Genomic DNA, 18,173 nt, shown 5'->3' on the forward strand with positions numbered 1-18,173 from the left:
TTGACATCTGGTCAACTAACGAACAAAAACATTACTGCAAAAACAGCTCACGCAGATAATGCGGCACGGCATCGTCGGCATTAAGACCAATGACTTCCAGTTCCGGATGCAGATCCTTCAGGCGCTGGTGAGCGTTGCCCATAATGCAGCCTTTACCTGCCATGGAGAGCATTTCCGCATCGTTCATTCCGTCGCCAAAAGCGATGCAATCTTTCAGGCTGTAGCCCATCGCTTTCGCTACCGCTTCAAGCGCATGACCTTTCGATACGCCGCCAGCCATGACTTCCAGGCAGGTAAGCGTAGAGAAACTGACGTTCACGCGGTCGCCCCAGCGGGCGTTAATCGCCTGTTCCAGCGGCAGCAGCCTTTCGTGAGAATCGGTGGTGAAAAACACCTTACTCACGCCTTCCGGCTCCAGTAGCGCAGGTTCAAACAGTGAATAGTTAAACACTGCCTCTTTGAAGAAGCGCATTTCGTCCGGGCGATGGCGGTTCATAAACCACTCATCATCACGATAAACGTTGGTCACGATGTCCGGGTTTGCATTCACTACGCCAAACAGGTCGCTGGCAATGTCGCGATCCAGGTTATGCGAAAACACCAGATTCCCGTCAGAATCATGCACCCGCGCGCCGTTGGACGTGATCATGTAGGTTTTAATGCCGAGGTTATCGCGAATTTGCCCCACATCAACATGATGACGGCCAGTCGCAAACACGAAGTTAACGCCACGAGCGGTCAATAACTTCAGCGTCTCTTTGGCATAAGGGGACAGAGTATGGTCGGGAGAAAGCAGCGTACCGTCTAAATCAGACGCAACAACCTGATACATAAGAAAATTCAACCTCTAGGCAAAGCGGGTTCCGCTGGATGAGTTATGCTTGTCGAAAAATTCGACAATAGCGTTAAGCGCGACTGAGCGCATTGCGTCCTTTTCAAAAAGGATCTCATGGTACGCGCCTTTGATGACCAGCGGCTGCCCCCCTTCTACGGGATGGCCCGCTGCGGCGCGGAGTTCACAAAAACGATCGTGCATGCGGTTATCTACCACACGCTCTTCTTCGGCCTGAATCAGCAGCGTCGGCGTCGCGTCGTCTCCTGCTCCAGCCAGAACCTGTTCGCCTGCCAGAATACCTTCACGTACCCAGTGGTAGGTGGGGCCGCCAACGCGCAGCCGCGGCTCATCCGCATAGAAGCGTAGATTGCGCCGATAGCGCTGTCGACTATGGGTTAACGCATTCATACCGAATGGCAGCGCCCGCCAGCGCCCGGTCCCCATCGCATAACCTTCGCGGATCCGCGGATGCCCTTCAGCCCAGTCCAGAATGTGGCGTACCATCCAGTCGGGAAAGCGCATCACAATACCAAACATCGGCGCGCAAAGCGCGATAGCATCACACTGATTCGGGTGGCGCTGTAAGAATAACGTGGCTATCGCTCCGCCCATTGAATGCGCCAGTATATAGCGCTTTCTCCACGGACCGGGTAGCACTTCCTGCTGCCAGAAGGCGGTTAAATCGTCGACATAGTCATTAAAGTTATCGACATGACCGCGATGCGGGTCCGAAAGCATACGCCCGGAACGCCCCTGGCCACGGTGATCGATAATGAGGACGTCAAAACCAGAATGAAACAGGTCATACGCCAGTTCAGCGTATTTCACGTAGCTTTCAATGCGTCCAGGACAGACGACGATGACGCGATCGTTTTTTTCTGCGTGAAAACGCACAAAATGGACGGGGATATCATCCACGCCCGTAAATTCCGCTTCTTCCCGCTGATGCCAGAAATCTGTCAGTGGCCCCATGGAAAAAGCAGCAAACGCGTTTTCTCTTGTTTCCCAGTCTTTTTGCTGCTGAAACATCGGGTATCCAGCCTCGCTGACCAAGTAAAATCGTTTTTTTCGCCGTCGCTGACACAACCTAACGGCAGTAGCGTATTGTGGCATAAAAATAGACAATCCGGGAGTTTCTCATGACCTTTGAATGGTGGTTCGCCTACCTGTTGACCTCTATTATTTTGAGCTTGTCTCCAGGCTCTGGCGCAATCAACACCATGACCACCGCCATCAGTCACGGTTATCGCGGCGCCAGCGCGTCGATCGCTGGTTTGCAGACAGGACTTGGCATTCATATCGTTCTGGTTGGCGTAGGACTGGGAACGCTATTTTCACGTTCGGTTATCGCATTTGAGGTGCTGAAGTGGGCGGGGGCGGCCTATCTGATTTGGCTGGGTATTCAGCAATGGCGGGCGGCGGGTGCTATCGATCTGAACACCATGGCGAATACGCAATCGCGCAGCCGCCTGTTTAAACGCGCTGTCTTTGTTAATCTGACCAACCCCAAGAGCATTGTTTTCCTTGCCGCCCTGTTCCCGCAGTTTATCCTGCCACAGGAACCGCAGTTAATGCAGTATGTGGTGCTTGGCGTCACGACCATCGTGGTCGATATCATTGTGATGATCGGTTACGCGACGCTGGCCACGCGCATTGCTGGCTGGATTAAAGGGCCAAAGCAAATGAAAGCGTTAAACAAAGTGTTTGGCTCGCTGTTTATGCTGATAGGCGCCTTGTTAGCCTCGGCACGGCATGCCTGATGAAGGCGCCGGAGGCGCTTGCGCTTATCCGGCCCGGAAGGAACTTAACGCGAAATAATCAGGTGGATACCGAAGCCCGCAAACAGCGCACCGGCAAAACCATCAATCCACTTCGCCAGACGCTGATAGCCACGACGCATTTTCGGCAGTGCAAACAGGCTGGCGACTACGGTAAACCACGCCAACGTTTCCACGATGATCAGGGCAAAGATCCCCCAGCGTGCGCCCGTTCCCACGTTATCGCCAACGAACAATGAGAACACGGAGCCAAAATAGATAATGGCTTTAGGGTTCGCCAGGTTGGTCAGCAGCCCCTTCAAAAAGCTGCGTCCGCTCTGCGCCAGCTCAACTTGCGGAGTGGGAGTCGCAACATCCTGTTTTTTAAACGCGCCGCGTAGCATCTGATAACCCATCCAGCACAGATACAGCCCCCCGCCCACCATAATAATGGTGTGCAGCCAGGCCATTTTTTCGATAATCAGATGTAGGCCGAGCAGCGCTACGCCAGCCCAGACCATGACGCCACAGGTAATACCCAGCACGCCCATCATGGCTTCTTTGCGCGAACGGCTAACCGCTGTTTGAGAAACAAAGAAAAAGTCGGGACCAGGGCTCATCAGCGCAACGATATGCACCAACGCAACGGTGAAAAATAGCGTTAACATAAAAATGACTCGCGGGGGAAATAGTTCAGTGAGTCACCATCCTGGCACTTTTTTGCCTGGCTGACTACTCTTCGTCGTCACCATCAACGTGCGCGCGAATAAGCGCCATAAACTCTTTGCCAAAACGCTCAAGTTTACGCATCCCCACGCCATTAACGCTCAGCATTTCGCTCGGTGAAACCGGCATCTGCTCAGCCATTTCAATCAGCGTGGCATCGTTGAACACCACATACGGCGGGATATTCTCTTCATCAGCAATGGCTTTACGCAGCTTCCGCAATTTGGCGAACAGTTTGCGATCGTAATTGCCACCGAAGGATTTCTGCATCGCTCGCGGTTTCAGCGCCACAATACGCGGTACCGCAAGCTGTAGCGCAATATCACCACGCAGTACCGGACGCGCGGCTTCGGTTAGCTGTAACGCGGAGTGATGAGCAATATTCTGCGTCACCAGCCCAAGATGAATAAGCTGGCGGATAACGCTTACCCAATGTTCATGGCTTTGCTCACGACCAATGCCATAGACAGGCAGCTTGTCATGGGCCAGCTCGCGAATTCGCTGGTTATTCGCTCCGCGCAGAACCTCCACGACATAACCCATACCAAAGCGTTGATTAACACGGTAGATAGTCGACAGCGCTTTGCGCGCATCCATGAGCCCGTCGTACTGTTTTGGCGGGTCGAGACAGATGTCGCAGTTACCACACGGCTCCTGACGCCCCTCGCCAAAATAGTTCAACAGCACCAGACGACGACAGGTTTGCGCCTCGGCAAACGCCCCCATCGCATTGAGCTTATGCCGTTCAATATCCAGCAGTTGCCCGGCGGGTTTCTCTTCGAGGCAACGGCGCAGCCATGCCATATCAGCCGGATCGTAAAACAGCATTGCTTCCGCAGGCAGGCCGTCACGCCCGGCGCGGCCGGTTTCCTGATAATAGGACTCGATGTTGCGCGGAATATCGAAATGCACCACGAAGCGTACGTTGGGTTTGTTGATTCCCATGCCAAACGCCACGGTCGCTACGACGATTTGCAGGTCATCACGCTGGAATTTCTCCTGCACTTCTGCACGTACAGCGTTTTCCAGCCCGGCATGATAAGCCCCGGCGCTAATGCCTCGGCTTTGCAGACGCGCGGCGGTATCTTCTACTTTAGCGCGACTGTTACAGTAGATAATACCGGACTTACCCCGCTGCTCTTGCACGTAGCGCATCAGCTGATCGAGCGGCTTAAACTTCTCCATCAACATGTAGCGAATATTCGGGCGATCAAAGCTGCTGATCTGAATTAACGGGTCGTTGAGCCCCAGCAGACGCACAATATCCAGCCGGGTTGTCTCGTCCGCGGTCGCGGTCAGCGCGACAAACGGCAGAGTTGGGAAACGCTGACGCAACTGCCCCAGCGCGGCGTATTCCGGGCGGAAATCATGCCCCCACTGCGAAATACAGTGCGCTTCATCAACCGCCAGCAGCACCGGGTTCCAGTGCGCCAGATTTTCAAGGAAGTTATCCAGCATCAGGCGTTCGGGCGCAATGTACAGTAAGCGAATCTGCCCGCTACGACAGCCTGCCATCACCTCAAGCTGCTGCTCACGACTTTGGGTGGAGTTCAGACACGCGGCCGCCACGCCGTTGGCAAGCAGTTGATCGACCTGATCTTTCATCAGAGAAATCAGCGGAGAAACAACAACGGTGAGGCCGTTAAGCAATAATGCGGGAATTTGATAGCACAGGGATTTTCCGCCACCGGTCGGCATAACGACCAGGCAGTCGCGACCAGCGATCACGGTATCAATGATTTCTTCCTGACCAGGGCGAAACTGTTGGTAGCCAAAGGTTTCCTGCAAAACCTGTTTAGCGCCCATTTCCAGATTCAACACTTCCGCCTGCGCCACATTAACCCCATTAGCCTGAAATAAAAACAGGCGCTATTTTCAGCGCCTAAGAGAGAAACTGCAATGATTAAAATACTCTCAATACCTGTCAGAAGATATCGTTAAGCATTACACCCACGCCAACACGGGTCTGATTGAAGTTGTAGTCAATCAGTGATTCGCCGTAGCCGCTGTAGACCTGGGTATAAAGACGCACATGCTTGGTAATGGGATAACTGGCCCCCAGCTCTGCGCCGCCGTAGCCGGTATTCCAGTTGTACTGACCTTTCACACTGATCACCGCGTCACCCAGGTGATAACCCATTTTCAACTGATAGTAGCCCATATATTTGGTGATATCAGGGTTATCGTCAGTGCTGCCGATAACGTACCACGGCTTAACTTCCACCAGCCAGTTACCGTTTTCAGCCATCAGCCGGGTGTAAAGGCGGTTCCAGCTACGTGAGGTGGGGTCGGATCGACCATTGGAGTCATGGTTATAGCCCATTTCGACATCGCGGAGCGTCCAACCGGCAAAGCGATAGTCGGTGGCGAAACCGAGGAACAATTGCGGTTCATAGTTGGTTTCGCGAAACGGCGCAGACTCTTCACTGTTCGAAAGCTGCCACCAGGACTTCTGGGTATAGGAACCGCCGAGTACCGAGTTCGGGCCTAATATTCCGCGCCAGAGCGGAAACGCCAGGCTTAGCTGAAACTTAACCTCATCTTTGCGCGCATTTTCGGACCAGCTATAGCTGCTGATCGCCTCTTTGTTCATGTCGCTGGTATTGGTGTAGATGAGATAGTTGGTCTCATAAGGATAAAGCGTGAAAGGGTTGTCATGCTCCTGCAGCATGTTGGCGATGATACTGCCGCGAACCGCCGGTGCATCATGAATCTCTTTCACTGTCGCTTCCTGCGCATACGCGGTCAACGGCAGCATGACTGCTGGTAGTAACCATCCCAGAATCGCCCGCATCGGTAATGTTCTCCTGAACCAAAATATTGATGAATTGTATAATTATCTGGCAAGTATTCTACATACTTAGCGAGTTCCTCGTTAGTTATCCCGTCCTAAAGTAGAAAACAACAAATAATAAGCATAATATCAACATTTCATTAACTATTGAGATGTAGGGATCGTATGTCTGCCGTACTTACTGCTGAGGAAGCGCTGAAGTTAGTGGGTGAAATGTTTGTCTATCACATGCCGTTTAACCGGGCGCTGGGTCTGGAGCTTGAACGCTATGAGAAAGAATTTGCGCAATTAGCCTTTAATAATCAACCGATGATGGTCGGTAACTGGGCGCAAAGCATTCTGCATGGCGGCGTGATCGCGTCGGCGCTGGACGTTGCCGCCGGGCTGGTGTGCGTTGGCAGTACGCTGACCCGCCATGAGACGATCAGCGAGGACGAACTGCGTCAGCGAATGTCACGTATGGGGACAATCGATTTGCGCGTTGATTACCTGCGCCCGGGGAGAGGAAATCTCTTTACCGCCACCAGTAGCCTGCTGCGGGCGGGGAATAAAGTCGCCGTTGCGCGCGTGGAACTGCATAACGAAGAACAGCTTTATATTGCCAGCGCAACCGCCACTTATATGGTGGGGTAAGTGCCCAAAAAAAGGTAAACTGCTGTTACATTTCTGAAATGAGTTTTCCCGATGGATGCTAAACAAACGCGGCAGGGCGTGTTACTCGCTCTTGCTGCTTATTTTATTTGGGGTATCGCTCCTGCCTACTTCAAGCTGATTTACTATGTCCCGGCGGATGAGATCCTGACGCACCGCGTCATCTGGTCATTTTTCTTTATGGTGGTACTGATGAGCATCAGCCGCCAGTGGTCGGGCATCAAAACGCTGCTACAAACGCCAAAGAAGATCTTCCTGCTGGCGCTCTCTGCAGTGCTCATCGGTGGAAACTGGCTGCTGTTCATTTGGGCGGTCAATAATCATCATATGCTGGAAGCCAGCCTGGGCTATTTTATTAACCCGCTGGTGAATATTGTGCTGGGAATGCTTTTCCTCGGCGAGCGCTTTCGTCGCATGCAGTGGCTGGCGGTACTGTTAGCCGCCTGCGGCGTACTGGTACAGCTGTGGACCTTCGGATCGCTGCCAATCATCGCGTTGGGCCTGGCGTTCAGCTTTGCTTTCTATGGTCTGGTACGCAAGAAGATTGCCGTCGAAGCACAAACCGGCATGCTGATCGAAACCCTGTGGCTTTTACCTGTTGCGGCTATCTATCTGTTTGGCATCGCGGACAGCCCAACCAGCCATATGGGTCAAAACCCCATGTCACTCAATCTGCTGCTGATTGCTGCAGGTGTCGTGACCACCATTCCGCTGCTGTGCTTTACCGGCGCGGCGACCCGCCTGCGTCTGTCCACGCTGGGTTTCTTCCAGTATATCGGACCCACGCTAATGTTCCTGCTGGCCGTCACTTTCTACGGTGAAGTTCCGGGAGCGGATAAAATGGTCACGTTTGCGTTTATCTGGGTAGCGCTGGCAGTTTTCGTGATGGATGCGATTTATACGCAACGACGGGTACGTCGGAGCTGAAGAAGTGCCGGATAAGGCGTAACCGCCATCCGGCACAGCCATTACAGCCAGTTCTTGCGCTTAAAGTACAGATACGGCGCCAGACCCGCGAGCATCATAAAGACAATCGCCCCTGGGTAACCGAAGCTCCAGTGCAGTTCCGGCATGAACTCAAAGTTCATCCCGTAGCTGGAAGCCACCAGCGTCGGCGGCAGGAACACCACAGAGACCACCGAGAAGATCTTGATGATGCGGTTCTGCTCGATATTGATAAAGCCCATCGCCGCCTGCATCAGGAAGTTAACCTTCTGGAACAGTGATTCGTTGTGCGGCAGCAGGGATTCGATATCGCGCAGAATCTCACGCGCCTGTTCCAGCTGACTCCCCGGCAAACGCGCTTTACGCACCAGGAAGTTCAGTGCGCGCTGGGTATCCATCAGACACAGGCGGACCTTCCAGCCAATATCTTCCAGTTCCGCCAGCGTCGAAAGCGCTTCGTCATATTCATCACCCTGACGCCCTTCCATGATCACACGGCTGAGTTTTTCCAGGTCGCTGTAGATGTTTTCGATCTCATCCGCCAACTGTTCAATTTTAGTTTCAAACAGGTCGAGCAGCAGCTCGTAGGCATTGCCATCCACCATCGCCTGATTACGCGCACGCATGCGGTACAGGCGGAATGCCGGCAGCTCGCGCTCGCGCAGAGTAAACAGGCGACCTTCGCGAATGGTAAATGCGACGGTTGAGTTACCAGCGTGATCGTCGGCATCTTCATAGAAGAAGAAGGAGTGAATGTGCAAACCGTCTTCGTCTTCAAAAAAACGCGCAGATGCTTCGATGTCTTCCAGTTCAGGGCGCGTAGCCAGATTCTGGCCCAAGTCCTTTTGCACACGGTTTCGTTCTTCGTCATCCGGCTCGACTAAATCGACCCAAACCGAACTGGCCAGGTGCTCGATTTCGTCTGCCTCAAGGCGAGTTAAACGATTGTTTTCCAGTTGAAATGCGCTCAGCATGACCGGGACTCCCAATGCAAAAAATTATCGGACAGTTCGGAGGGCACACAGAAACAAATTGGGTTTCAGACCATTAAACAGCCTGACTCAGCGCGACGGGAAAAAACAGAAGGTCGCTGACAACCGCGAAGGCTATCAGCAAAAAGGGATAGCCTTAGGAGTTGATCCTGGATGACAGGATAATGAGCCAGTATCTACTGGGTGTGTCCAAGGCGAATGTCCTCTTAGCGTAATCGTGCGCGCATGTTACGCCAGCAAAATTTTGACGTCAACACGCAACAGATGGCGAAAAAGTAATAATTTCCCCTTATACAAAAAGGTTAGCAGAGGGGAATTATTTATCTATGATTTCAGAATATTAACCGACAGATAGCGGGATGGCGGCTTCGCCTCGTCCGGCCTGGAAATCAAAATGTTACCCGGTCTGTAGGCCGGATAAGACGCGCCAGCGTCGCCATCCGGCAAAGCCAAACCGATCAAACCGTTTCCAGTCTGGCGTAGGCTGCCACCAGCCATTTGATCCCTTGCCCCTGGAACGCGACCTGCAAACGACTGTGCTCACCGCTTCCTTCCAGATTGACGATGGTGCCCTCACCAAACTTAGCGTGGCGCACGCGCTGGCCGAGCTTGTAGCCGGTATCATTTTCCGCCATTGGCGTGCCCATCCGCTGATGGCTCACCGGGCGGCTAACCGTGGCGCGCAGGCGAACCTCTTCAACGCACGCTTCCGGCAGTTCGCCGATAAAGCGCGACGGACGGTGGTAAACCTCTTTGCCGTACAGACGACGCGTTTCGGCGTAGGTCAGCGTCAGCTTTTGCATCGCGCGGGTCACGCCTACGTAAGCCAGGCGGCGCTCTTCTTCGAGGCGCCCACCTTCGTCCAGCGACATCTGGCTGGGGAACATGCCTTCTTCCATACCCACGATAAATACCTGGGGGAACTCCAGACCTTTCGCCGAGTGCAGCGTCATCAGTTGTACCGCATCCTGCCAGGTATCCGCCTGCCCTTCGCCTGCTTCCAGCGCGGCGTGTGACAGGAACGCCTGTAGCGGCATTAAGTCTTCGTCTTCTTCGTTGTAGCTGAACTGGCGCGTTGCCGTCACCAGTTCGTCTAAGTTTTCGATACGCGTCTGACCCTTCTCGCCTTTTTCCTGCTCGTACATCATGCGCAGGCCGGAGTCTTTAATCACCCGGTCAGTCTGCACGTGCAGCGGCATATCGGCGGTCTCCTGCGCCAGCGCATCGATCAGCTCCATAAAACGCTGTAAGGCGCTGGCGGCGCGACCCGCGAGGGCTTTTTCCTGCAACAGCTCACGACAGGCCTGCCACAACGTAAGCTGGCGGTCACGGGAGGTCTGACGCACGACATCTAATGTACGATCGCCAATCCCGCGGGTTGGCGTATTCACCACCCGTTCAAATGCGGCGTCGTCATTGCGGTTAGCGATCAGGCGCAGGTAAGAGAGCGCATCTTTGATTTCCTGGCGTTCGAAGAAGCGCATCCCACCATAGATACGGTACGGCATGCTGGCTTGTAACAACGCCTCTTCCAGCACGCGCGACTGGGCGTTACTGCGATACAGAATGGCGCACTGTTCCAGCGCACCGCCGTTGTCCTGCCAGGTTTTGATACGATTGACCACAAAACGCGCTTCATCGAGTTCGTTGAACGCGCAGTACAGTGAGATTGGTTCGCCGTCGATGCCATCGGTCCACAGCTTTTTACCCAAACGCCCGTTGTTGTTTTCAATCAGGGCGTTGGCCGCGCTGAGGATGTTGTTGGTCGAGCGGTAGTTCTGCTCCAGGCGAATGGTTTCTGCGCCCGGGAAATCCGTGAGGAAGCGCTGGATGTTTTCCACCTGCGCCCCGCGCCAACCGTAGATCGACTGGTCATCATCGCCAACGATCATCACTTTGCCGGTATCGCCCGCCAGCAGGCGGATCCAGGCGTACTGAATGTTGTTGGTATCCTGGAATTCGTCCACCAGGATATTGGTAAAGCGTTCGCGGTAGTGCTGCAGGATATGCGGCTTGTTGAGCCACAGTTCATGGGCGCGCAGCAACAGCTCGGCGAAATCCACCAGCCCCGCGCGGTCACACGCTTCCTGATAGGCCTGATACACCTTCTGCCAGGTTTGCTCAACCGGGTTGCCATAGCTCTGCAGATGGTGCGGGCGCAGCCCTTCGTCTTTCTGGCTATTGATAAACCACATCGCCTGACGCGGCGGCCACTGCTTCTCATCAAGATTCATCGCCTTGATCAAACGCTTGAGCAAACGCAATTGGTCTTCGCTGTCGAGGATCTGGAAATCCTGCGGCAGGTTCGCATCCATATGGTGCGCGCGCAGCAGACGGTGCGCCAGACCGTGGAATGTACCCACCCACATACCGCCCTGGCTGGTTCCCATGATCTGGCCAATACGGTGGCGCATTTCCGCCGCCGCTTTGTTGGTAAAGGTCACCGCCATAATGGAGTATGGCGAGTTGTTCTCTACCGTCAGTAACCAGGCGATACGGTGCACCAGCACGCGAGTTTTACCACTCCCCGCGCCGGCCAAAACCAACATGTTGCTGCGTGGCGCGGCCACCGCTTCACGCTGTTTATCATTAAGGCTGTCGAGCAGGTAAGAAACGTCCATTGGCACCGCCGCGTAAAAGTAGGTAAGGCGGATAAGCGTAGCGCCATCCGCCAAAAAGCTGGGTATATATACAGAGTTCTGCTGGTGATTATATCAGCGAGGTCAGAGATGCCAACTGTGAAATTTCGATATGCGGCAGCAAACGGCTGTCTGCGGTTTGCATCAGGTCGGCATTTTCCGGTTTGATCCAGCAGGCCTGCATACCGCAACGGATGGCCCCCGCCACGTCCGTCGTCAGGTCATCGCCCACATGCAGAATCTCAGCCACGGGCATTTTCAGTTTATCCGCCGCCAGCGCATACATGTCGCTGAACGGTTTTGATCGCCCGTCGGGACCGGCGCGCAGCACAAACTCAAAGTAATCGCCCAGGCCGAACAGTTCTGGCTGTGCGTTACCGTTGGTGATCGCCACCAGCGGCCATTTGCGGGCCAGCGCCTTCAGCGTGTCATGCGTCGCCTGCGGGACGTCAATGCGGCTACGCCATTTGGCGAAATTCATCATCGCCGCATTCGCCCCCATTCTGGCTTCTGCTTCTGACAATCCCGCCTCCAGCATAGCGCGCTCTACGGCGCGGTGACGCCATTGGGTAACGTCGTGGTAGATTTCCGGCTCGGCGTCGCGAACGGCCTGACGTAAGCGCTGTAGGTCGCTATTTTGCAGCGAATTCAGCGCCGGATGGTAATTCTGTACAAACGCGAGCGCTTCCTGCTCGGTGCGTGTGATAACGGGACGGTTATCGTAAAGGGTGTCATCAAGGTCAAAGGTGAGCGCAGAAATGCGCCCCAAAGGCCGGTAAAAACGCATTATTTCCCCCGTTTGGCGCGTGGATGCGCCGCATCGTACACTGAAGCCAGGTGTTGAAAATCAAGATGGGTATAGATTTGGGTAGTGGAGAGATTAGCATGCCCCAATAACTCCTGTACCCCGCGCAGATCGCCGCTCGACTCCAGCATATGCGTCGCAAAAGAGTGGCGCAATTTGTGGGGATGTACGTGGCTGTTCAGCCCCTGTTTTATCCCCCATTCCGCAAAGCGTTTTTGTACATTACGCGCAGAAATGCGTTTGCCCAGTTTTGACAGGAATAACGCATCGTCATCGCAGCCAAATAGCCCCCGCAGGTCCAGCCAGTGCTCAATCCACGCCACTGCATTGCGGCCAATTGGCAGGCGACGTTCTTTACTGCCCTTCCCCATCACCCATACTTCGCCGGTGTCGAGATCGAGATGTTTAATATCCAGCCTAACCAGTTCAGACAAACGCAGCCCTGCGCCGTACATCACTTCTAACATTGCCCGGTCGCGCACGGCGAGGGGATCGTTGAGGTCGATATCCAGCAGACGATTAACGTCGTCGACATCGATATTTTTAGGTAGATGACGCGGTGCTTTCGGCGCGGAAACACTTTTTGCCGGATTGGCTTTCAGCTCGCCCTGATTAACCAGCCAGTCAAAGAAACTGCGCAATGCGGAGAGACGCAGCGCCAGGCTCGCCGGCCCCAGCCCTTTACGACGGCTGCGCACGGCAAAACTGCGTACCATCGAAGCGTCACATTGTTGCCAGCTTTGCAGACCGGTCTCTCCGGCTAACGCAATGATGGCATCAAGCTGACGCTGATAATTCAGCAATGTGATCGGGCTAAGCTGGCGCTCAACGCCCAGATAGCGTAAAAAGCGCGCCACATCCTGAGAAAGGGGTGAATCGGTCATACGCGTTCAATCCAGCGCTCCAGCAGCTCCGGCAACATCAGCGAGATTTCCTGCAGTAATTGCGTACCTTGCCCCTGCTGGTAATGATTAACGTCGCGACTGCTGAACAGCATCACGCCCAGGGATCCATCTTGCCCCAACATCGACATCGCCACCGAGCCTACCGCTTTCGCCTCGGGCATCATGACCAGAAGTTCCGGGCCATTGAGCGGTCCAAGATAGTGCAGTGACTGGCCCAGACGCTGAATACGCAGCGGTTCAAAAGCCTGACGGCTTAATGCCAGATGAGTGAATTTTGATGGCGCACCAAGTCGCCAGCGATCCGGGAACAGACGAACCGTCGCCCCAGCCAGCCCTAACTCACGCGCCCAGCGATGAAATCGCATCAGCATGTCGTCAAGACTGCTGGCCGATACCAGCCGGGCTTGCAGATTTAACAGACGATAGAACAGGCTTTCATTGGCGTTGGCTTGTTCCATCAACAACGCCATATTCTCTTCCAGCACGTTAATATGATTACGTGCCCGCGCCATATGCCATTCCACTAAAGAGACCGTGCCCCGCACCGGGTGTGGAACACGCATCGCTTCAACTGCCTGGGCATTACGGATAAAAAACTCAGGATTACGTTGCAGGTAATCGACGACCGCCCGGTCGTCCAGCTCCATGAGCGTTTCCTGTAGTTCTTCCCCTGGTTGCTTCATAAGTGAATAAATCCGTCGTAGACATGTGCCGCCGGGCCAGTCATATACAGCGGATGACCCGGACCTTTCCAGGCGATATCAAGTCGACCGCCCGGTAATTCCACCCTCACTTCTTCTGCCAGCAGGCCCTGCTGGATACCAACCGCAACAGCGGCGCACGCACCGCTGCCGCAGGCCTGCGTTTCACCCGCGCCGCGCTCATAGACGCGCAGCCGGATATGCTCGCGCTTTACCACCTGCATAAATCCGATATTGGCGCGTTCAGGAAAGCGTTCGTGACTTTCCAGAACCGGCCCCAACGTTTCTACCGTGGCCGTATCAACATCATCAACCTGAATTACGCAGTGTGGGTTCCCCATTGAAACCACGCCGCACAATACTGTCTGTTCAGCCACGCGCATAATATAGGTCTTCTCTGCTTTGTTGGCGCGAAACGGAACCTGCGCGGGTTCAAAATTGGGTTCACCCATATTCACCCGTACCAGCTCGTCGTCGGTTACGGTTAATACCATACGACCATTAGCGGTACTGACGCGAATATCACGCTTATTGGTCAGCCCTTTCAGGCGAACAAAGCGGGCAAAACAGCGGGCGCCATTGCCACACTGTGACACTTCACTACCGTCGGCATTAAAAATACGGTAGTGGAAATCCAGCTCCGGATCATACGGAGGTTCAACCACCAACAGTTGATCAAATCCAACGCCGAGATGCCTGTCGGACAAGCGGCGGATCAGCTCTGGTGAGAAAAAGACATTCTGCGTTACCGCGTCGACGACCATAAAATCGTTGCCAAGGCCATGCATTTTAGAGAATTGCATCATTCACTCCGTTCACGCGGGTACAGAAATATACATCTATTCCTGCCGTCAGTAATTCACCTGAGAAGGCCCGTCACTAATCCCACGATCGTTTTTCTCTGGCGTGGTGGATTGCGATTGCGGCTGAACGCTCTTGGTCGGAGGCGGCGCGGTTTTATCTGCTGGCGGGAAATAGAGCGGGCCTTTTAGCCCACAGCCCGTCAGGCTGAACAGAGTAAAAATGACAGCGAGTGGCTTTAACACGTTTTTCATTATCGATTGCCTGTAAAGTTCATGCTTTCTGTTTTCTATCATCGCAGGAGAAGGCGTAAAAGCAAGAGTTAGCCTGTAATCTGCAACGCGTTTTGTTTCAGGTTATACTGCCGTCATCACGAAAAACAGGATAAGAAAATGAACGACAGTGAATTTCATCGCCTTGCTGACACCCTGTGGATGACCATTGAAGAGCGTCTGGACGACTGGGACGGCGACAGCGATATCGATTGTGAGATCAACGGCGGCGTGCTGACCATCAGCTTCGAAAACGGCAGCAAAATTATTATTAACCGTCAGGAGCCGCTGCATCAGGTGTGGCTGGCGACCAAACAGGGCGGCTACCACTTTGACCTGAAAGGCGACGAGTGGATCTGCGATCGTAGCGGCGAAACGTTCTGGGATCTGCTAGAACAGGCGGCGACACAGCAGGCGGGTGAAGAGGTGAGCTTCCGTTAAGTTTTATTGCCGGATACGCTCCGCTTATCCGGCATCATGCTCACGAGAAATACTGCTGCAACAGCGGAGTGTCGTTTTCCTGACTGACGGGCGGCACGGCGCTAATCGGCTGGGTACGGAACGGGATCACCTGCGCGCGCCCGTCGGTTTTCACAATCTGATAGAACTGCGGCAGGTTAAAGTTGATGAAGCTGGAGCCGTAGGTAAAGCGATCGTGCGACGACGAGTAGAAACGGCTGACATCGCGTACCAGCTCCTCTTTGCTACCTTCGCAGTGGTGATACACCTCAGCCCGATTACTCTCATCCAGAATGTAGATATTAAAGCCCTGCTCATCACCCGTTTCTTCGAAAAAGAACTGAATGATCCCTTCGCTGGCAAAACCGTCAACCACTGACGGGAGTTTCACATGATTGGTCTCAACCTGAACGGAAAGCCCGTGCAGTTTGTTATGTGAAATCGCGCCATAAAATTCAATCGCGTTTTCCAGCTTCTGTACCGAGACGTTCAGGCGCTCGAAGAACAGACCCCACGTCTGACCGGAAACGCGCAGCGCTTTGAAGCGTCCGGTTTCCTGACGGGTGCTGGAGAGGCGCAACTCGATGCACTCAGACACCAGCTGCTGCACGCGGGTGCGAATTAAACCGCGCAGATGCTGGCTATAGCAGAAGACCTCGACGCTATCCGGCGGCGCGGCATCCTGGTGCATTTTGCCGAGAATCGTTTTTAACGCTTCAATCATCGCCTGCTCACCGTTGAAGTGCAGCGTACGCACTTCATTCCACGAGTTGCGGTACAGCAGGTCGACGCTACCCACCAGGCAATTTTGTTCTTCACCAAAGCTGAAGACGTCCAGCTTACGGAAATCAAAATGTACCACCTGATTGCGAAATGCTGCCGTCGGGTCATATTCAAGGTTAACGATAATCGCCAGGTGGCGAATCTCGCACGGGCTATAGAGCGCTTTCGGCGTTGGCGCTGGCAGTCGCAGCGGGAAGTGATGCGACACGTCGGCGACCATTTCTTGCAGCTTCGGCAAATCAACAATGCCGTTGCCCTTAATAAATAAATGCGTACGCGAGGTCAGCAGGCCGTTGAACCAAGCCCACGCCACCAGTTTATTGAGGTAGCGGTTATATTCAAGCGGCTGATGGCTGATGATCGAGTCCATGTTAGGCGCGCGGTTATAGAGATACCAACCCGAACGGTTGGCACGGCCCGGCGGCACATGGATAAAGGTCAGATTCGGTTCCGAGAGATCCGGAGATATCTGCGGGTTCACCAGCGTTACTTTACCTGGTAATGCTTCAAACGCGGCATACAGCTTACGGGTCAGCACGCCGATATCCTGCGGGCTGGCGCTCACGCTGAGGTTATTTCGGCGGGCAAAACGGATCAGGTTACGATAGCTCTGCATCATCGCATCGAGCAGTTCGTTATGCGCTTCGCGTACCTGGTCAATCTTCCAGTTAGCGCGGTTATCCAGCATGGTCAGACGGGCGTCATCCCAGCCCCACTCTTTCACTAACTGACTTAATACTTCACGACGCCAGCCCACGCAGGCGCGCTCGCGGCTCAGTTTCTCACACACTTTTAAGTAGAAACATCGACGCACTAAATCCAGACGAGTCGGGTCTTCGATCGCCGTGAGGTACTCGGTAACGCGCTCCAGCATCATGCAGTAAGGGTCGAGACCAAAAGAGACGATCTCACCATCGTGCAGGCGCTGTTTAATATCTTTCGCCAACAGGCGTGGATTGGGGTATTCCCAGGAATAAGCTTCCAGCAGCAGCGTTTTCAATACCGCTTTGTACGGGGAGTCGATACTCTTGTACAGCTGCCAGAGGCTGGCGCCAAAGTACTCTTCGGCGGAGAGCGAACTGAGTCCGCCGAGATCCAGCCATTCGTTTGGCGTTAACACCCCCTGTGCGTAAAGCGTCATGACGTAATCGTCGTAATGCTCTTCTTCGTCGCCCGGCACCATATTCCACAGAATACGTTTACCCGCGAGACGCACAGCGGTGCGATAGAATTCATCAAGCAACAGGATATGCTGCGTCGAGCCACAGTCTTCACCACCCAAACTGCCGCTTTCATTGTGGCGGAAACGGTTTTCATCAATCAGGAAGAAGCTGACTTCCACGCCCAGCGAGGCGGCCCAGCTTTCCAGCAGGCTACATTTACGCTGCAGCAGCTGGCGCTCTTCGCTATCCAGCCAGGATTGATGGCAGACCCAAATATCAAGGTCAGAGGAACAGCTTTGCCCTACCGAAGAGGTGCTGCCCATTGAGTAAACGCCGGTGATAGGCAGTTCGCCCTTGGGAGGATCCTGCGGTGACATACCGCGGTACAGTTCCAGTTCGTTCAGGTAGTGGCGTTGGGTTTCATCAGGCGTGTAAAGGCATATGCCTTTGGGAACGTTACCATCAAGGTAACCCGGCATCAGCGGATGGTGGTAGTGCAATAATGTCGGCAGCAGACTGTATACCTGCTGGAAGGCAGGTCCCATGGCAGCAAGCGCGCGATCCACACGCAGTTGATTTATGGCATCCAGTCTCTGTTTCAGAGTCTCAATATAGAGGTACAAGACGTATCGCCTGATGTTGCTATCCGTCATGTTGTCGATTGCTGCGGCACAAGCGCTCACAATAATCGTCATCAATTCGGATAAACCGTATGTCAAAAATAACCGTTACCTGTTTTTTCGCCCATATTTTTTTATGCTGTACAGCCGAAAAAATGGTCTAAAACGTGATCAATTTAACACCTTGCTCATTGACCGTAAAGAAAGATGCGCTACATACAAGTGTAGCACCGTTCGTTACGTGTAAATTCCTTCATACGGTCGGGAGGTTTCTCGTCATTATTCACTGCCAGTGATGATGCAGCGCCTTTTCCTCTCACTCACG

Annotated in this window: 18 protein-coding genes; 4 read left to right on the forward strand and 14 right to left on the reverse strand. The window is 53.9% G+C overall.

Translation table 11 applies throughout. The features are described 5' to 3' along the window. Positions 1 to 31: 31 nt before the first annotated feature. Together yigL and pldB are read right to left on the reverse strand one after the other, a co-directional pair. Positions 32 to 832, reverse strand: a complete 801-nt coding sequence (gene yigL, locus O6D90_RS23095) for a sugar/pyridoxal phosphate phosphatase YigL (protein WP_008787091.1) — start codon at positions 830 to 832, stop codon at positions 32 to 34. A gap of 15 nt (positions 833 to 847) precedes the next feature. Continuing rightward, positions 848 to 1,864, reverse strand: coding sequence for a lysophospholipase L2 (pldB, locus tag O6D90_RS23100; protein ID WP_088583078.1), 1,017 nt, complete (start codon positions 1,862 to 1,864; stop codon positions 848 to 850). A gap of 110 nt (positions 1,865 to 1,974) precedes the next feature. On the opposite strand from pldB, the gene rhtB reads away from it, so the two are divergent. After that, positions 1,975 to 2,595, forward strand: a complete 621-nt coding sequence (rhtB, locus tag O6D90_RS23105) for a homoserine/homoserine lactone efflux protein (protein WP_003828938.1) — start codon at positions 1,975 to 1,977, stop codon at positions 2,593 to 2,595. Positions 2,596 to 2,639: 44 nt separating this feature from the next. Here rhtB and rhtC read toward each other — a convergent pair whose 3' ends face one another. From rhtC to pldA, 3 genes are all read right to left on the reverse strand, one after another. Further along, positions 2,640 to 3,260, reverse strand: coding sequence for a threonine export protein RhtC (gene rhtC / locus O6D90_RS23110; protein WP_016155134.1), 621 nt, complete (start codon positions 3,258 to 3,260; stop codon positions 2,640 to 2,642). A gap of 64 nt (positions 3,261 to 3,324) precedes the next feature. After that, positions 3,325 to 5,154: an ATP-dependent DNA helicase RecQ gene (gene recQ, locus O6D90_RS23115; protein ID WP_032932196.1), complete on the reverse strand. Its 1,830-nt coding sequence runs from the start codon at positions 5,152 to 5,154 to the stop codon at positions 3,325 to 3,327. 88 nt (positions 5,155 to 5,242) lie between these two features. After that, the gene (gene pldA, locus O6D90_RS23120) at positions 5,243 to 6,112 is read right to left on the reverse strand and encodes a phospholipase A (RefSeq protein WP_016157849.1); all 870 of its coding nucleotides are present in this window, start codon (positions 6,110 to 6,112) and stop codon (positions 5,243 to 5,245) included. Between the two features lie 165 nt (positions 6,113 to 6,277). Between pldA and yigI the strand changes: the two genes are divergently transcribed. Both yigI and rarD read left to right on the forward strand, forming a co-directional pair. Further along, on the forward strand, positions 6,278 to 6,745 hold the full coding sequence (yigI, locus tag O6D90_RS23125) for an acyl-CoA thioesterase YigI (RefSeq protein WP_271143232.1): 468 nt from the start codon (positions 6,278 to 6,280) through the stop codon (positions 6,743 to 6,745). A gap of 51 nt (positions 6,746 to 6,796) precedes the next feature. Next, positions 6,797 to 7,690: an EamA family transporter RarD gene (gene rarD / locus O6D90_RS23130; RefSeq protein WP_016155131.1), complete on the forward strand. Its 894-nt coding sequence runs from the start codon at positions 6,797 to 6,799 to the stop codon at positions 7,688 to 7,690. Positions 7,691 to 7,731: 41 nt separating this feature from the next. Here rarD and corA read toward each other — a convergent pair whose 3' ends face one another. The 8 genes from corA to lptM all read right to left on the reverse strand — a co-directional run bounded on the left by corA (position 7,732) and on the right by lptM (position 14,805). Beyond that, the gene (gene corA, locus O6D90_RS23135; RefSeq protein ID WP_003017920.1) at positions 7,732 to 8,682 is read right to left on the reverse strand and encodes a magnesium/cobalt transporter CorA; all 951 of its coding nucleotides are present in this window, start codon (positions 8,680 to 8,682) and stop codon (positions 7,732 to 7,734) included. 154 nt (positions 8,683 to 8,836) lie between these two features. Next, a complete protein-coding gene (gene ysgD, locus O6D90_RS23140; protein WP_212723238.1) occupies positions 8,837 to 8,893 on the reverse strand; it encodes a YsgD/CorL family protein in 57 nt (18 codons plus the stop codon). 265 nt (positions 8,894 to 9,158) lie between these two features. Continuing rightward, positions 9,159 to 11,321: a DNA helicase II gene (gene uvrD / locus O6D90_RS23145; protein WP_016155130.1), complete on the reverse strand. Its 2,163-nt coding sequence runs from the start codon at positions 11,319 to 11,321 to the stop codon at positions 9,159 to 9,161. An 88-nt stretch (positions 11,322 to 11,409) separates the two neighbouring features. Next, positions 11,410 to 12,126 carry a 5-amino-6-(5-phospho-D-ribitylamino)uracil phosphatase YigB gene (gene yigB, locus O6D90_RS23150; protein ID WP_016155129.1) on the reverse strand — a complete coding sequence of 239 codons (717 nt, stop codon included), beginning with the start codon at positions 12,124 to 12,126 and terminating at the stop codon, positions 11,410 to 11,412. After that, positions 12,126 to 13,028, reverse strand: coding sequence for a tyrosine recombinase XerC (xerC, locus tag O6D90_RS23155; RefSeq protein WP_016157848.1), 903 nt, complete (start codon positions 13,026 to 13,028; stop codon positions 12,126 to 12,128). The genes yigB and xerC overlap by 1 nt, the downstream gene beginning before the upstream one ends. Then, entirely contained in the window at positions 13,025 to 13,732 is a 708-nt protein-coding gene (locus tag O6D90_RS23160; RefSeq protein ID WP_032932189.1) for a DUF484 domain-containing protein, read from the reverse strand. Before O6D90_RS23160 ends, xerC begins: the two co-directional genes overlap by 4 nt. Beyond that, the gene (gene dapF / locus O6D90_RS23165; RefSeq protein WP_016155126.1) at positions 13,729 to 14,553 is read right to left on the reverse strand and encodes a diaminopimelate epimerase; all 825 of its coding nucleotides are present in this window, start codon (positions 14,551 to 14,553) and stop codon (positions 13,729 to 13,731) included. The genes O6D90_RS23160 and dapF overlap by 4 nt, the downstream gene beginning before the upstream one ends. A 48-nt stretch (positions 14,554 to 14,601) precedes the next feature. Continuing rightward, entirely contained in the window at positions 14,602 to 14,805 is a 204-nt protein-coding gene (gene lptM / locus O6D90_RS23170; protein WP_003017937.1) for an LPS translocon maturation chaperone LptM, read from the reverse strand. Positions 14,806 to 14,943: 138 nt separating this feature from the next. Here lptM and cyaY point away from each other — a divergent pair, with 138 nt between their 5' ends. Further along, positions 14,944 to 15,264, forward strand: a complete 321-nt coding sequence (cyaY, locus tag O6D90_RS23175) for an iron donor protein CyaY (protein ID WP_003828967.1) — start codon at positions 14,944 to 14,946, stop codon at positions 15,262 to 15,264. A 40-nt stretch (positions 15,265 to 15,304) separates the two neighbouring features. On the opposite strand, the gene cyaA is transcribed toward cyaY, so the two are convergent. Then, a complete protein-coding gene (cyaA, locus tag O6D90_RS23180; protein WP_019078435.1) occupies positions 15,305 to 17,851 on the reverse strand; it encodes a class I adenylate cyclase in 2,547 nt (848 codons plus the stop codon). Positions 17,852 to 18,173 lie beyond the last annotated feature (322 nt).

The organism is Citrobacter sp. 21OH12SH02A-Citro (assembly GCF_027919895.1).
Classification (GTDB): Bacteria; Pseudomonadota; Gammaproteobacteria; order Enterobacterales; family Enterobacteriaceae; genus Citrobacter; species Citrobacter braakii.

Bases quoted from the DNA above. Each gene is read 5' to 3' on its own strand.
- yigL (WP_008787091.1), bottom strand. From the start codon at position 832: ATGTATCAGGTTGTTGCGTCTGATTTAGACGGTACGCTGCTTTCTCCC.
- pldB (WP_088583078.1), bottom strand. From the start codon at position 1,864: ATGTTTCAGCAGCAAAAAGACTGGGAAACAAGAGAAAACGCGTTTGCT.
- rhtB (WP_003828938.1), top strand. From the start codon at position 1,975: ATGACCTTTGAATGGTGGTTCGCCTACCTGTTGACCTCTATTATTTTG.
- rhtC (WP_016155134.1), bottom strand. From the start codon at position 3,260: ATGTTAACGCTATTTTTCACCGTTGCGTTGGTGCATATCGTTGCGCTG.
- pldA (WP_016157849.1), bottom strand. From the start codon at position 6,112: ATGCGGGCGATTCTGGGATGGTTACTACCAGCAGTCATGCTGCCGTTG.
- yigI (WP_271143232.1), top strand. From the start codon at position 6,278: ATGTCTGCCGTACTTACTGCTGAGGAAGCGCTGAAGTTAGTGGGTGAA.
- rarD (WP_016155131.1), top strand. From the start codon at position 6,797: ATGGATGCTAAACAAACGCGGCAGGGCGTGTTACTCGCTCTTGCTGCT.
- corA (WP_003017920.1), bottom strand. From the start codon at position 8,682: ATGCTGAGCGCATTTCAACTGGAAAACAATCGTTTAACTCGCCTTGAG.
- uvrD (WP_016155130.1), bottom strand. From the start codon at position 11,321: ATGGACGTTTCTTACCTGCTCGACAGCCTTAATGATAAACAGCGTGAA.
- yigB (WP_016155129.1), bottom strand. From the start codon at position 12,126: ATGCGTTTTTACCGGCCTTTGGGGCGCATTTCTGCGCTCACCTTTGAC.
- xerC (WP_016157848.1), bottom strand. From the start codon at position 13,028: ATGACCGATTCACCCCTTTCTCAGGATGTGGCGCGCTTTTTACGCTAT.
- O6D90_RS23160 (WP_032932189.1), bottom strand. From the start codon at position 13,732: ATGAAGCAACCAGGGGAAGAACTACAGGAAACGCTCATGGAGCTGGAC.
- dapF (WP_016155126.1), bottom strand. From the start codon at position 14,553: ATGCAATTCTCTAAAATGCATGGCCTTGGCAACGATTTTATGGTCGTC.
- lptM (WP_003017937.1), bottom strand. From the start codon at position 14,805: ATGAAAAACGTGTTAAAGCCACTCGCTGTCATTTTTACTCTGTTCAGC.
- cyaY (WP_003828967.1), top strand. From the start codon at position 14,944: ATGAACGACAGTGAATTTCATCGCCTTGCTGACACCCTGTGGATGACC.